7 protein-coding genes and 1 pseudogene are annotated in these 13,070 nt (G+C 56.6%); 4 read left to right on the top strand and 4 right to left on the bottom strand.

The window, feature by feature from the left end:
- Positions 1-24 precede the first annotated feature (24 nt).
- Both AO242_RS28420 and AO242_RS28415 read right to left on the bottom strand, forming a co-directional pair.
- A complete protein-coding gene (locus tag AO242_RS28420) occupies positions 25-1,050 on the bottom strand; it encodes an acyltransferase family protein (protein ID WP_099271299.1) in 1,026 nt (341 codons plus the stop codon).
- A 378-nt stretch (positions 1,051-1,428) separates the two neighbouring features.
- The gene (locus tag AO242_RS28415) at positions 1,429-3,732 is read right to left on the bottom strand and encodes a fatty acid cis/trans isomerase (protein ID WP_099271298.1); all 2,304 of its coding nucleotides are present in this window, start codon (positions 3,730-3,732) and stop codon (positions 1,429-1,431) included.
- A 165-nt stretch (positions 3,733-3,897) separates the two neighbouring features.
- Between AO242_RS28415 and metH the strand changes: the two genes are divergently transcribed.
- A complete protein-coding gene (gene metH / locus AO242_RS28410) occupies positions 3,898-7,605 on the top strand; it encodes a methionine synthase (RefSeq protein WP_099271297.1) in 3,708 nt (1,235 codons plus the stop codon).
- 883 nt (positions 7,606-8,488) lie between these two features.
- Here the strand turns inward: metH and AO242_RS28405 are convergent.
- Positions 8,489-9,712, bottom strand: coding sequence for an acyl-CoA dehydrogenase (locus tag AO242_RS28405; protein ID WP_099271296.1), 1,224 nt, complete (start codon positions 9,710-9,712; stop codon positions 8,489-8,491).
- A 171-nt stretch (positions 9,713-9,883) separates the two neighbouring features.
- On the opposite strand from AO242_RS28405, the gene AO242_RS28400 reads away from it, so the two are divergent.
- The 3 genes from AO242_RS28400 to AO242_RS28390 all read left to right on the top strand — a co-directional run bounded on the left by AO242_RS28400 (position 9,884) and on the right by AO242_RS28390 (position 12,399).
- The gene (locus AO242_RS28400) at positions 9,884-10,813 is read left to right on the top strand and encodes a LysR family transcriptional regulator (RefSeq protein ID WP_099271295.1); all 930 of its coding nucleotides are present in this window, start codon (positions 9,884-9,886) and stop codon (positions 10,811-10,813) included.
- 256 nt (positions 10,814-11,069) lie between these two features.
- Positions 11,070-11,459, top strand: a complete 390-nt coding sequence (locus tag AO242_RS28395) for a MerR family transcriptional regulator (protein WP_027899355.1) — start codon at positions 11,070-11,072, stop codon at positions 11,457-11,459.
- A gap of 40 nt (positions 11,460-11,499) precedes the next feature.
- Complete coding sequence (locus tag AO242_RS28390) at positions 11,500-12,399, top strand: hydroxymethylglutaryl-CoA lyase (protein WP_099271294.1); 900 nt, start codon at positions 11,500-11,502, stop codon at positions 12,397-12,399.
- A 259-nt stretch (positions 12,400-12,658) separates the two neighbouring features.
- On the opposite strand, the pseudogene AO242_RS30360 reads toward AO242_RS28390, so the two are convergent.
- Positions 12,659-12,903: pseudogene (locus AO242_RS30360) on the bottom strand (hypothetical protein).
- Positions 12,904-13,070 lie beyond the last annotated feature (167 nt).

The following is a 13,070-nucleotide window of genomic DNA, read 5'->3' as shown; positions in this document are numbered from 1 at the left end:
TCGCACAAAGTCCTAGTATTTTTGTCAGGAAAGCGCTTGAGAAGCGTTTCTGGCCCGTCGGTCGTCGAGCCAACCCTTCATGCGACGGTATAAACCCTTCTCCAGCCATTCGTAACTTATCCATGCGCCAAGCGCGATGACAGGCACACAAATGGCGAATACCAGATAAGGGTTAAGGTCGTAATGCTGCGAAGCAAGCCAGCCGCCGTACAGTACCAACACGTGGAGCAGATAAACCGAATAGGAACAGTCGCCCAGCACTTTAAGCAGCTTATTGCCCCGGAATACTGGCTCCATGGCGATACACGACAGCACGATCAACGCGCTTGGCAGGCCCCAGTTGAGCAACCGTTGCTGATCGCCGCCAACGTGATAAATGACCACCAGCCCCGTGGCGATACCCAGCAACGGTAGCCAGAACCCTTCCTTGATCCAGCCTCGGCGATAAATGATACCGATGCCAATACCCAGCAAGAACTCATAAATAATGTCGTTGCCATAAAAACGGCTGATCAGCCCGGAACGCGCCAACACTTCACATACTGCGAACAGCGCCGCAGCCACTATCAATGGCCGATGGCGCTGCTTGAACAGGAAGACCGTAGAGAACAATAGATAGAAGAACATCTCGTAGTTAAGCGTCCAGCCCACGTTGAGTGTGGGGTACAAGCCATAACCACCCGGATTTTCCGCAGGGATGAAAAACAACGACAGCATGAACGTCTGCCAGTTAATCACCTGATGTGGAAGCAACGGCGCAGCAAATACCAGTAAAAGCCCCATGGCTGCCGTGTAAAACCAATAAGCGGGGACGATCCGGATAATACGATTGAGCATGAAGCGCCTGGCCGGCATTTCGCTGTTCTGAGTAGAGAGAAAGATCACCAGGCCACTGATGACGAAAAAGATATCAACCCCCACTGCCCCCTTCGTCACGAAAAAGTCGCCAATCGGGCCACTGGCGTGGAAGTTGAAGAAAATCTGCATAAAGTGATGACATACAACGACCCACGCGGCGAGTGCCCGCAGGGCTTGAACGGAAATCAACATCACAAACCTCATTGCCTCTTTAAACAACAATCCATGGCCGCGAATACACCCGCACGCACAAGGACACTCACGGGGTCGGACCGTGATAGTTCACAAAAGGTCATGAAAAAATGAGTTTTCCGGTCAGCGGTAGATGGCTGCGGGCCATGTGGGGTGTGGCTTGGCCGGGTTTTATGGAATTGAATTAGCGTACATCGTGCCCGATGCGCCGAGCGGATTTTCGTTGTTGGAGCGAGGCTTGCCCGCGAATCGGCCGATGAGATTATTCAGGTACACCGCGTATTCGTTCTTCGCGGGCAAGCCTCGCTCCAACAGGGCATCAGGTCTCTGTTTGAGGCTTGGCCTGGGCGGCATTCCGACAATAAGGGCGACGCAAATCTACAGATTCTCGTACCGATTCATGTCCATCACCCCCGCCTCAGCAGGGTCCGTTTCCTGGATATAGCGAGTCAGGTCATGGAAGTACGTCCAGAACTGCGGATTGCTGCGCCGCACGCCCCAGCGTTCCACAATCTTCTCGAACTCTGCCTGATGCCTGGCTTGCTGCATGAGCTGAACAAATTCTGGCACCTCGCTGGCAGGTACGTTGAACATGAAGTTTGGATAGCTGGCCAATACACCGGGGTAAATCGTCAGCGAGTCCAGTCCCGGCTCATAGCGGTGCGACTCACCCAGTAAAAACGCCACGTTCGTATGCGCCCGGTTACGCAGCATGCTGTACATCATCCGCTTGCCGCTGCTGTCCTCGATCCGCAGCATCGTCGCTTCAGGTAAATAATCGATCACTTTCAAGCCCGCCGCGGGGCGGGACGTCAAATGGCTCAAGGACTGCTCGACCTGAGCGAAACTGTCACTGATACCCGCTCGGGAACAATAAGCGCCGGAACAACGATTGATCGGATCCGGCGCAGCATTCAACGTGCCGGACCGCTCTATCAGCTTCAAGGCGAAATCGCGCTTCGGATCTTTTTCATCCAGCGGTATGCCACTCGGCGTGTCATCGTCGATGTCCTGATAATCCAGCCACATCTTCAGTTTGCCGCCGTTGCGGTACCAGTCGCTCAACAGGTCGTCGCGTTTGTCTGCGGGCATCAGCCGCAAAAAGTTAACTTCGGCGCCGTTACGGATCAGGTCGAAATACAGCCGCGTCTGCACCTGATGGGACACGTTTCCGTAAACATCGAAATTCACCGCCAGTTGATAATACGTGCGCTCCAGCAGCGGGTAGTCGAACAGCCAGAAAGTCTGTGGCACGTCACCGATCAGGCCTTTATTGACCGAAGCACTGTCGAAGTGACGGAAGACTGTCAGCAGCGAGTTATCGTTACCCGCCCACAACGTGGCCCAGCCCGGCGGCGGCATATGCGCGTAGCTGTCACGGCGCAGATCTTCGTATTCGTTGCGTTTGTCCCGATAGGCGTGCCACAGACCAAGCACACTGCCGACATCATCGTTCTGCCCCGGCATCGCCAGCAGTGGCGTGGCCAGCCCCCGATAGCGGGCATCGACGATATAGCGATCATGGGCCGGATCCTGAAACGTCACCCAGAACTGGTCGCGAATCACGTCCGTTGCGATCTGCCCCCGACACACAGGCCCGCGAATAAAAGTACGGACAAAGTACTCGGCGTTATCCAGCATGAACTGATAACGCGCGGCGGCAGGAATCGCTTCAAAGGTTTCAAACGGATTGGCACGACGTCCGGGGCCATAGCCCGGCAGCGAATCCACACGCCAGTCGTTGCCATAGAACAGCTGTTTGACCCGTGCCATCTTCTGCGGACCCAGCGCATAAGTAATGTGCGTCTTGTGGACGATCACACCTTTGACTTGCGCAAGGCGGTAATAAAAGTCGCTGCCGGGATCATCGTCCGGCCTGCGGGTGGCAATCACATCAATGGGCTGACCGCTTGGCGTCCGCGAACGTACCCATTGAAAGAAATGCCCCGGCTCACCGCCTGCAAAATAGATGTGCGCCAGGAACAGGTGCTCGTACAGCCAGCGGCCCACCAGTGCCTGAGTTGAACCGGGCTGATTGAGCAAGGTTTCCCACTCAGTAATCTGCGCCAGTTCACTGATTGAGGGGCTTTGCGCCTTGTCATCCACCGGAGCACCCACGGCGAACCAGCGTTGCAGGGTCTCGTACTCAGCGTCGCTCAACCCGGCAACGGCAAGGGGCATGCCTTCCTTGGGATGAGCCTGAGCGTAGGCATTGAACTCTCCCGGCTGAGCGCAAAGATTTTCCCGATTGAGGCCCAGCACGATTTCAGGCGGAATCTTCGCGTTCGGTTCCAGCGGCGCATTACGCCCCAGGTCCAGCATTCTGCTCATCAACGCAGCCTGGCTGCCCTGCGCATCGAGCACCGAGTAGAAACCCTTGCTCTCCCAGGCTTTCGGTCCGCTGGCATCAATGAACAAACGGGTGGGCGCTTGAGCCACGCTGCGATCGCCTTCGTAGACCGGAATCTTGCTGGCACCCCGAGCGACGCCCTCCCCGGCGCCCAGATTCAACTGGCACGGCGCATCGTTGCAGGCATGACAGGCAACGCACTTCTCGGTAAGGATTGGCTGGATATCCCGAACATAGGAAATGTTCGGCTGCACGGGCTTGTCGCCCGCTTGAACCTGAAATATGCCGCACATCGACAACACTGCGATGCTTACAACCAAGCGATACGGCATATCCAGCGTCCAAAGGGTGTGAAAAGATGAAAAAACGCCGTAATTCTACAGAGGTTATTGCGGCCCAACATGAGCGATATTCATACCAAAGTCTTATCAACACCAAAACCGTTCGGGTTTGCTATCATTTCGACCTTTCTGTATCGATCTTTTCCAGGTAGCCCTATGTCTGATCGCAGCGCCCGTCTTCATGCTCTCCAGCAAGCTCTTCGGCAGAGGATCCTGATCCTCGACGGCGGCATGGGCACCATGATCCAGAGCTATCGCCTTGAGGAAGAAGACTATCGCGGCAAGCGCTTTGCCGACTGGCCCAGCGACGTCAAGGGTAACAACGACCTGCTGGTGCTGACCCGCCCGGACGTGATCGGCGCTATCGAAAAGGCCTATCTGGATGCCGGTGCCGATATTCTGGAGACCAACACCTTCAACGCGACTCAGGTTTCCCAGGCCGACTACGGCATGGAAGAGATCGTCTATGAGCTGAACGTCGAAGGCGCTCGACTGGCGCGTAAAGTCGCCGATGCCAAGACCCTGGAAACGCCAGACAAGCCGCGTTTCGTCGCGGGTGTTCTCGGCCCGACCAGCCGCACATGCTCGCTCTCACCGGACGTTAACAACCCTGGTTATCGCAACGTCACGTTCGATGAGCTGGTGGAAAACTACACCGAAGCGACACGTGGCCTGATCGAGGGCGGCGCGGACCTGATCCTGATCGAAACCATTTTCGATACCCTGAACGCCAAGGCCGCGATCTTTGCTGTGCAAGGTGTTTTCGAAGAGATCGGTTTTGAATTGCCGATCATGATTTCCGGGACCATCACCGACGCCTCCGGCCGTACCTTATCCGGTCAGACCACTGAAGCGTTCTGGAACTCGGTGAGCCACGCCAAGCCGATTTCGGTCGGCCTGAACTGCGCGCTGGGTGCCAGCGATCTGCGCCCTTATCTGCAAGAGCTGTCGAACAAAGCCAGCACCTACGTTTCCGCGCACCCTAACGCGGGTCTGCCTAACGAATTCGGCGAGTACGACGAACTGCCGAGTCAGACGGCAAAAATCATTGAAGAATTTGCTCAAAGCGGCTTCCTGAACATTGTCGGCGGTTGCTGCGGCACCACACCGGGCCACATCAAGGCCATCGCCGAAGCCGTCGCCGGTTATGCGCCGCGGCAGATTCCGGACATCCCGAAAGCCTGTCGCCTGTCGGGCCTTGAACCGTTCACCATTGACCGCAACTCGCTGTTCGTCAACGTCGGCGAGCGGACCAACATTACCGGTTCCGCCCGCTTCGCCCGCCTGATCCGTGAAGATAACTACACCGAAGCCCTCGAAGTCGCCCTGCAGCAGGTCGAAGCCGGCGCCCAGGTGATCGACATCAACATGGACGAAGGCATGCTGGACTCGAAGAAGGCCATGGTGACCTTCCTCAACCTGATTGCCGGTGAACCAGACATTTCCCGGGTGCCGATCATGATCGACTCCTCCAAGTGGGAAGTGATCGAAGCTGGCCTCAAGTGCATCCAGGGCAAAGGCATCGTCAACTCGATCAGCATGAAAGAAGGCGTCGAGCAGTTCATTCATCACGCAAAACTCTGCAAGCGCTATGGTGCTGCGGTTGTGGTCATGGCGTTCGACGAAGCCGGTCAGGCCGATACCGAAGCCCGCAAGAAGGAAATCTGCAAACGCTCTTACGACATTCTGGTCAATGAAGTGGGCTTCCCGCCGGAAGACATTATTTTCGACCCGAACATCTTCGCTATCGCCACCGGTATCGAAGAGCACAACAACTACGCAGTCGATTTCATCAATGCCTGTGCCTACATCCGCGATGAACTGCCTTACGCGCTGACCTCGGGCGGTGTGTCCAACGTATCGTTCTCGTTCCGCGGCAATAACCCGGTGCGGGAAGCAATTCACTCCGTGTTCCTGCTGTACGCGATCCGTAACGGCCTGAGCATGGGCATCGTCAACGCCGGGCAGCTGGAGATCTACGACCAGATCCCGGCCGAGTTGCGTGACTGTGTCGAAGACGTAGTACTCAACCGCACAACTGACGGCACCGACGCTTTGCTGGCAATTGCCGACAAGTTCAAGGGCGATGGCAGCGTTAAAGAGGCGGAAACCGAAGAGTGGCGCGGCTGGCCGGTGAATAAGCGTCTGGAGCATGCGCTGGTCAAAGGCATCACTACGCACATCGTTGAAGACACTGAAGAGTCCCGCCAGTCCTTCGCCCGCCCGATCGAAGTGATTGAAGGCCCGCTGATGTCCGGCATGAACATCGTCGGCGACTTGTTCGGTTCGGGGAAAATGTTCCTGCCGCAAGTAGTCAAGTCCGCTCGTGTGATGAAGCAGGCAGTTGCTCACCTGATCCCGTTCATCGAACTGGAGAAAGGCGACAAGCCAGAAGCCAAGGGCAAAATCCTCATGGCCACGGTCAAGGGCGACGTGCACGACATCGGCAAGAACATCGTGGGCGTGGTGCTGGGCTGTAACGGCTACGACATCGTCGACCTGGGCGTGATGGTCCCTGCAGAGAAGATTCTGCAGGTGGCAAAAGAACAGAAGTGCGACATCATTGGCCTGTCGGGTCTGATTACCCCTTCGCTGGATGAAATGGTCCACGTTGCCCGGGAAATGCAGCGTCAGGACTTCCACCTGCCGTTGATGATCGGCGGTGCGACCACCTCCAAAGCCCACACCGCAGTGAAGATCGAACCCAAGTACAGCAACGACGCGGTGATCTACGTAACGGACGCCTCTCGTGCCGTCGGCGTGGCCACACAGTTGCTGTCCAAAGAGCTGAAACCGGCCTTCATCGAGAAAACCCGTCTCGAATACATCGAAGTGCGTGAGCGTACTTCGGCTCGCAGCGCTCGCACCGAGCGCCTGAGCTATGGCGCTGCCGTCGCCAAGAAGCCGCAATTTGACTGGACAACCTACGACCCGGTCAAACCGACGTTTACCGGCGCCAGGGTGCTGGAAAATATCGACCTGGACGTGCTGGCCGAATACATCGACTGGACGCCGTTCTTTATCTCCTGGGATCTGGCAGGCAAGTACCCGCGCATCCTCACTGACGAAGTCGTAGGCGAGGCCGCCACGTCATTGTTCGCCGATGCTCAGCAAATGCTGCGCAAGTTGATCGACGAAAAGCTGATCAGCGCACGTGCCGTATTTGGCTTCTGGCCCGCCAATCAGGTGAATGACGACGACCTGGAAGTCTATGGCGACGACGGCCAGCCATTGGCGAAGCTTCATCACCTGCGCCAGCAGATCATTAAGACCGACGGCAAGCCGAACTTCTCGCTGGCCGACTTCGTTGCACCTAAAGACAGCGGCATCACTGACTACGTGGGCGGTTTCATCACCACTGCGGGTATTGGCGCTGAAGAAGTTTCCAAGGCTTATCAGGACGCGGGCGATGACTACAACGCGATTATGGTCAAAGCCCTCGCCGACCGTCTCGCCGAAGCCTGCGCAGAGTGGCTGCACCAGCAAGTGCGTAAAGAGCACTGGGGTTATGCCAAGGATGAGCAACTGGACAACGATGCTCTGATCAAAGAGCAATACGCGGGCATCCGCCCTGCTCCCGGCTATCCAGCCTGCCCGGATCACACCGAGAAAGGCACCCTGTTCCAGTTGCTGGACCCGATGCCGGATGGCAAGCCAGGCAAAAGCGGCGTGTTCCTCACCGAACACTACGCCATGTTCCCGGCGGCAGCGGTCAGCGGCTGGTACTTCGCCCACCCACAGGCGCAGTACTTCGCCGTGGGCAAGGTCGACAAGGATCAGGTGGAAAGCTACACCGCGCGCAAAGGTCAGGAGCTAAGCGTGACCGAGCGCTGGCTGGCGCCGAATCTGGGGTATGACGAGTGAGCTGCAATCCTGAGGGATTGAATTGATAATGCAGTCCTTTGGGAGCTGGGCTTGCCCGCGATAAGCATAGGTATCTACTGCACTTTCATGCCGCGATTCTTGTGTACATATCCGTTACCGCTGTCACGGCTGATATTGGTTGCGCCCTTACGGCGCCTCACTTTTTGGGCGCAAAAGTAAGCAAAACGCTCTTACCCCACCACTGGGTGCCTCGCTGTCGCTCGGCATACCCGTAATCCGACATTGCTGCGTGGGGCCGCCGCCACCGGCCATCCATGGCCTGAGGCGGCTAAACCGGCATCCCTGCCGGTTTGCCCCACACAGCAATGTCGAATTCCGGCCGGCGTGGTTTAACGGGGCGCTTAAGATCAAAATCAAAAGGAGATCAAAAGCAAAGCGATCCAGAGGTAACACCGCGGACCGGTAGGAGCGAACTTGTTCGCGAGACGCCACCACATCCAACGCATTCGTTGCCTGACACTCCGCTTCGCAGCCTTCGGCAGCTCCTACAGATACCCAGCAAACCCACACAATCAGGTCGGCTATCAGGCCGCCGCGCTTTTGATTTTGATCTTGGGCGCCCCGTTAAACACGCTGGCCGAACGCAGATTCTGAACCGTGGGCAACCCGGCAGGACGCCGGGTTAGCCGCATTGGGCCATGGATGGCCCGTTGCGGCGGCCCACGGTTCAGGATCTGCGGGCGGGCATCCCGAGCCTAGGCGAGGGACCGAGTGGTGGGGCAAGAGCCTTTTGCTTACTTTTGGGCTCCTTTCAAAAGTGAGGCGCTGTAAAAGCGCAACCAATAGAAGCCATTAACGCGGCAACGGATATGCACACAAGAATAGCGGCATGAAAGTTGTGTACATACCTATCATAGACAGCTCAGCCCCGCAGCATTTCCTTCGGCACGTACTTGCCAATCTCGAACTTGCCAATCGCCGCCCGGTGGACCTCATCCGGGCCGTCGGCCAGGCGTAGCGTGCGCTGCATGGCGTACATATAAGCCAGCGGAAAGTCGTTGGAAACCCCTGCACCGCCATGAATCTGGATTGCCCGGTCAATCACCCTCAACGCCACGTTCGGCGCCACCACCTTGATCTGGGCGATTTCGCTTTTTGCGACCTTATTACCTACCGTGTCCATCATGTAGGCCACCTTCAATGTCAGCAGGCGCGCCATGTCGATCTCCATCCGCGAGTCGGCAATCTTGTCGACATTGCCGCCCAACCGCGCCAACGGCCGCCCGAAAGCCTCCCGGCTGATTGCTCGTTTACACATCAATTCCAGCGCACGTTCAGCCATGCCTATCGAGCGCATGCAGTGGTGGATACGCCCCGGTCCTAGCCGCCCCTGGGCGATTTCAAAGCCGCGCCCTTCCCCGAGCAGCACGTTCTCATAAGGCACCCGAACATCTTCGAAGACGACTTCAGCGTGCCCATGAGGCGCATCGTCGTAACCGAATACGGGTAACGGACGGACAATTTTCAAGCCGGGCGTGTCGGTCGGTACAAGGATCATCGAATGCTGCTCATGGCGCGGCCCATCGGGATTGCTCAGGCCCATGAAGATCAGAATCTTGCAGCGCGGATCGCAGGCACCCGACGTCCACCACTTGCGCCCGTTGATGACCCATTCATCACCCTGGCGCTCAGCAAGAGCGGCCATATTGGTGGCATCCGACGAGGCAACATCAGGCTCGGTCATGGCGAAAGCCGAGCGAATCTCCCCGCGCAGCAACGGTTCCAGCCATTGTTTTTTCTGCGCCTCGCTGGCATAGCGCACCAGCACCTCCATGTTGCCGGTATCAGGCGCCGAGCAATTGAAAGGCTCCGGCCCCAGCAATGAACGCCCCATGATCTCTGCCAATGGCGCGTATTCCAGATTGGTCAGACCCGCCCCCAGTTCAGACTCTGGCAAGAACAGATTCCACAAACCCTCGGATTTGGCCCTGCTTTTGAGCTCTTCCATGATCGCCGTAGGCTGCCAACGGTCGCCCTCAGCCACTTGCTGCTCGAATATCGGCTCAGCGGGATAAACATGGTTATCCATGAACGCCGCGACACGCTCGCGCAATTCCTGAACCTTCGGGGAGTAGGCAAAATCCATGGGCAACTACCTTCTGAGTGAGGTTTGTAAGGTCATGTGACGATGCTAGGCCGCCCCCCAACATTTATCTAATCTATTCTCCGCGTGTATAAACATTCATAACCGATATATGATCGGGCAACGCTCCCCTGAGGCAGCGACACAATAAGAACAACACAAGAGGCGCACGGAATGAACCTGAGCAAGGTCGATCTCAACCTTTTCATTGTCTTTGACGCGATCTACACAGAAGCCAACCTGACCCGCGCCGGACAAATCGTCGGCATCACTCAGCCTGCGGTATCCAATGCGCTGGCCCGCCTTCGCGAAACCTTCAACGATCCGCTGTTCGTCCGCACCGCACAGGGCATGGTGCCCACGCCGATGGCCCAGAACATCATTGGCCCGGTGCGCAATGCGCTGTCGCTCTTGAGAGTCTCGGTGCAGGAAAGCCGGATATTTAACCCGCTGCAGGCCGTAAAAAACTACCGGATCAGCATGACTGACCTGACTGAAGCGGTGATCCTGCCCGCCCTGTTTCAGCGTCTGCGCCGTCAGGCACCGCAGGTGACCATCGAAAGCTTCTTGTCGAAGCGTCGGGAGATGACCAAAGAACTGGCTGCCGGTCGCCTTGATTTCGCCGTAGATGCGCCGCTCAACACCGACCCGCAGGTACGCCACGTCAAGCTGATGGCTGATAAATACGTCTGTGCCATGCGCCAGGGGCATCCCTTGGCGAGCAAGGAAGCCTTCAAGCTGGATGACTACCTGTCGTCGTCGCACATTCATATTTCCAGCCGTCGCAGCGGGCTCGGTTATGTCGACCTGGCGTTGGGGAAAATGGGCATCCAGCGCAAAGTGGCCCTGCGCTCCCAGCATTACCTGATGGCTTCACAAGTACTGCAGCAGACCGACATGGTCATGACCGTGCCGGAACGCTTCGCCAAACGTCATGAACTGCGCTACTTCCCGCTGCCGGTATGTGACGTTCCGGCGGTGGAAACGCACCTGTACTGGCATGAAAGCACTGACCAGGACCCGGCAAATCGCTGGATGCGCGAGCAGATCATCGAGCTGTGTCAGCAGGTCACGGCACATGAGAACAAGCTAGAGATGGCTTGAATATAAGACTGTAATCATTTGTTTTTTAAACATTTTTTAATCATAGAAGCCGATCTCCTGTGGGAGCGGTGCTTGCCCGCGATGCATGAGACGCGGTTGCAAGGCACACCGCGTCATCGTTTATCGCGGGCAAGCCCAGCTCCCACAGAAATGCATTCCAAGCCCTTGATCTGTGTAGTCCCTGCAGTATTTCCTGCTTGACGTATACGTAAAGGGAACCTTAGGTTAAGCCTCTGTTTCCCCGCCGAGCGCGTACATGACCAGCCAGACCTACAGCATCTCCGACCTCGCCCGCGAGCTGGACATCACCACCCGGGCGATCCGTTTCTACGAAGAGCAAGGCATGCTAGCCCCCGAAAGACGTGGTCTGGAGCGTATCTACTCGGCCAGAGACAAAGTCACTCTCAAGCTCATTCTGCGTGGCAAGCGCATCGGTTTTTCCTTGGCCGAATGCAGAGAACTGATCGAGCTGTACGACCCTACCGGCGGCAACCACAAACAACTGCAGACCATGCTCGGCAAAATCAGCGAACGTCGCATTCAGCTGGAACAGCAACTGCTGGATATCCAGCACATGCAACTGGAGCTGGATACCGCTGAAGAACGCTGCAAGCTGGAGTTGAGTAAAACAATAAAAATCAAATAATTGCAGAATTATTCTCGAGTCATTCGAGAAGGAGCCAGACATGCCATTACCTGAAAAAGTGCGCCTGGTAGAGGTGGGACCTCGCGACGGATTGCAGAACGAATCGCGGCCTGTCAGCGTCACGGACAAAGTAAAACTGGTGGATGAGCTGTCAGCGACCGGACTGACCTACATCGAAGTCGGTAGCTTTGTGTCACCCAAGTGGGTACCGCAAATGGCGGGCTCGGCAGAAGTCTTCGCCGGCATTCAGCGCAATGACAAGGTGACCTACGCCGCACTGACCCCAAACTATCGCGGCTTTGAAGATGCCCTAGCCGCTGGCGTCAGAGAAGTTGCCGTGTTCGCCTCTGCGTCCGAAACCTTCTCGCAACGCAACATCAACTGTTCAATCAGTGAAAGCCTGGAACGCTTCGCCCCGATCATGGAAGCCGCCCGCCTGCACGGCGTGCAGGTCCGCGGCTATGTCTCCTGCGTATTGGGCTGTCCGTATGAAGGCCGAATCGCGCCCGCACAAGTCGCAGCAGTCGCCAATGAGCTGCTTGGCATGGGCTGCTACGAAATATCCCTCGGCGATACCATTGGAGTCGGCACTCCTGATAAAACCCGTGAGCTGTTCGATGTCGTCGCGGGGCGCATCGCCCGGGGCAAACTTGCCGGGCATTTTCACGACACCTACGGCCAGGCGCTGGCCAACATCTACGCCAGCCTGCTGGAAGGCATCCACGTATTCGACAGCTCCGTCGCCGGGCTGGGTGGTTGCCCCTACGCGAAAGGTGCCAGTGGCAACGTCGCCAGCGAGGATGTTCTCTACCTGCTTGATGGGCTTGGGATCGAAACCGGAGTCAATCTGGACCGGCTGATCAGCGCCGGGCAAGGCATCTGCGACGCCCTTGGAAAGGTCAACGGCTCGAAAGTCGCCAAGGCACGCCTGTCGGCATAAGGTGCGACATGTTGTCACAGAGTGTTACCCTGACCTCAGTACGCAGGAGGAAACGGGTAACACGGAAACAGTCGCCAAGGATTTTCACTCAATCCAAAGCGCCCAAATTCCTCCATACCCCTGATTTCAAAGGCCTTTAAAAAACTGGCACGCCTCCTGCTATATCTTCAGTACAACAAAAATAACAATGCGCAGTAACCCAATAAAAACAAGACGTATCGGCTCTGACATAACAAGAACAACACGGACAGAGGCGCAGCTAACAGATTTTTTTGGAGTGGATAGCTTTTCTGAGGACCTTGCAAAAGACCCTCGCAACCGGACAGAGAACAACAAAACTACCCTGAGGTAGCTCCAGACCTGGTTGGATCAACACGATAAAAGCCGCATCAGCGCTCAAAAAAATACGTTTGCTCTTGATCCCCAATGGGATCGCTTAAAAACAGCGACAAGGGTACGGCCACCAAAAACAACAACAGGCCGCCCAACAACAAAAAAGAGCATCGAAAAAACCTTGAAGGGGAGCCCAGGCTCCCCTTCGTGCTTTCTGGGGTTTGGTGAGTACAGACACCAAACCGTTCAACAAACCCATGCTCCGCTCTCGATTTGCTCTTGCCAGTGAATACATCGTCTGACACAGAGCATCGCAGCCTTCGGCAGCTCCTACAGAA

Origin of the sequence: Pseudomonas sp. ICMP 561 (genome assembly GCF_002699985.1) — a bacterium.
In the GTDB taxonomy this organism is placed as follows: domain Bacteria; phylum Pseudomonadota; class Gammaproteobacteria; order Pseudomonadales; family Pseudomonadaceae; genus Aquipseudomonas; species Aquipseudomonas quasicaspiana.
The sequence above is the reverse complement of the archived record's forward strand: the minus strand, read 5'-3'. Positions and strand labels throughout refer to the sequence as shown.

Excerpts from the sequence above, each read along its gene's own strand:
- AO242_RS28420 (WP_099271299.1), bottom strand. The coding sequence starts at position 1,050 with ATGTTGATTTCCGTTCAAGCCCTGCGGGCACTCGCCGCGTGGGTCGTT.
- AO242_RS28395 (WP_027899355.1), top strand. The coding sequence starts at position 11,070 with ATGACCAGCCAGACCTACAGCATCTCCGACCTCGCCCGCGAGCTGGAC.
- AO242_RS28400 (WP_099271295.1), top strand. The coding sequence starts at position 9,884 with ATGAACCTGAGCAAGGTCGATCTCAACCTTTTCATTGTCTTTGACGCG.
- AO242_RS28415 (WP_099271298.1), bottom strand. The coding sequence starts at position 3,732 with ATGCCGTATCGCTTGGTTGTAAGCATCGCAGTGTTGTCGATGTGCGGC.
- AO242_RS28405 (WP_099271296.1), bottom strand. The coding sequence starts at position 9,712 with ATGGATTTTGCCTACTCCCCGAAGGTTCAGGAATTGCGCGAGCGTGTC.
- metH (WP_099271297.1), top strand. The coding sequence starts at position 3,898 with ATGTCTGATCGCAGCGCCCGTCTTCATGCTCTCCAGCAAGCTCTTCGG.
- AO242_RS28390 (WP_099271294.1), top strand. The coding sequence starts at position 11,500 with ATGCCATTACCTGAAAAAGTGCGCCTGGTAGAGGTGGGACCTCGCGAC.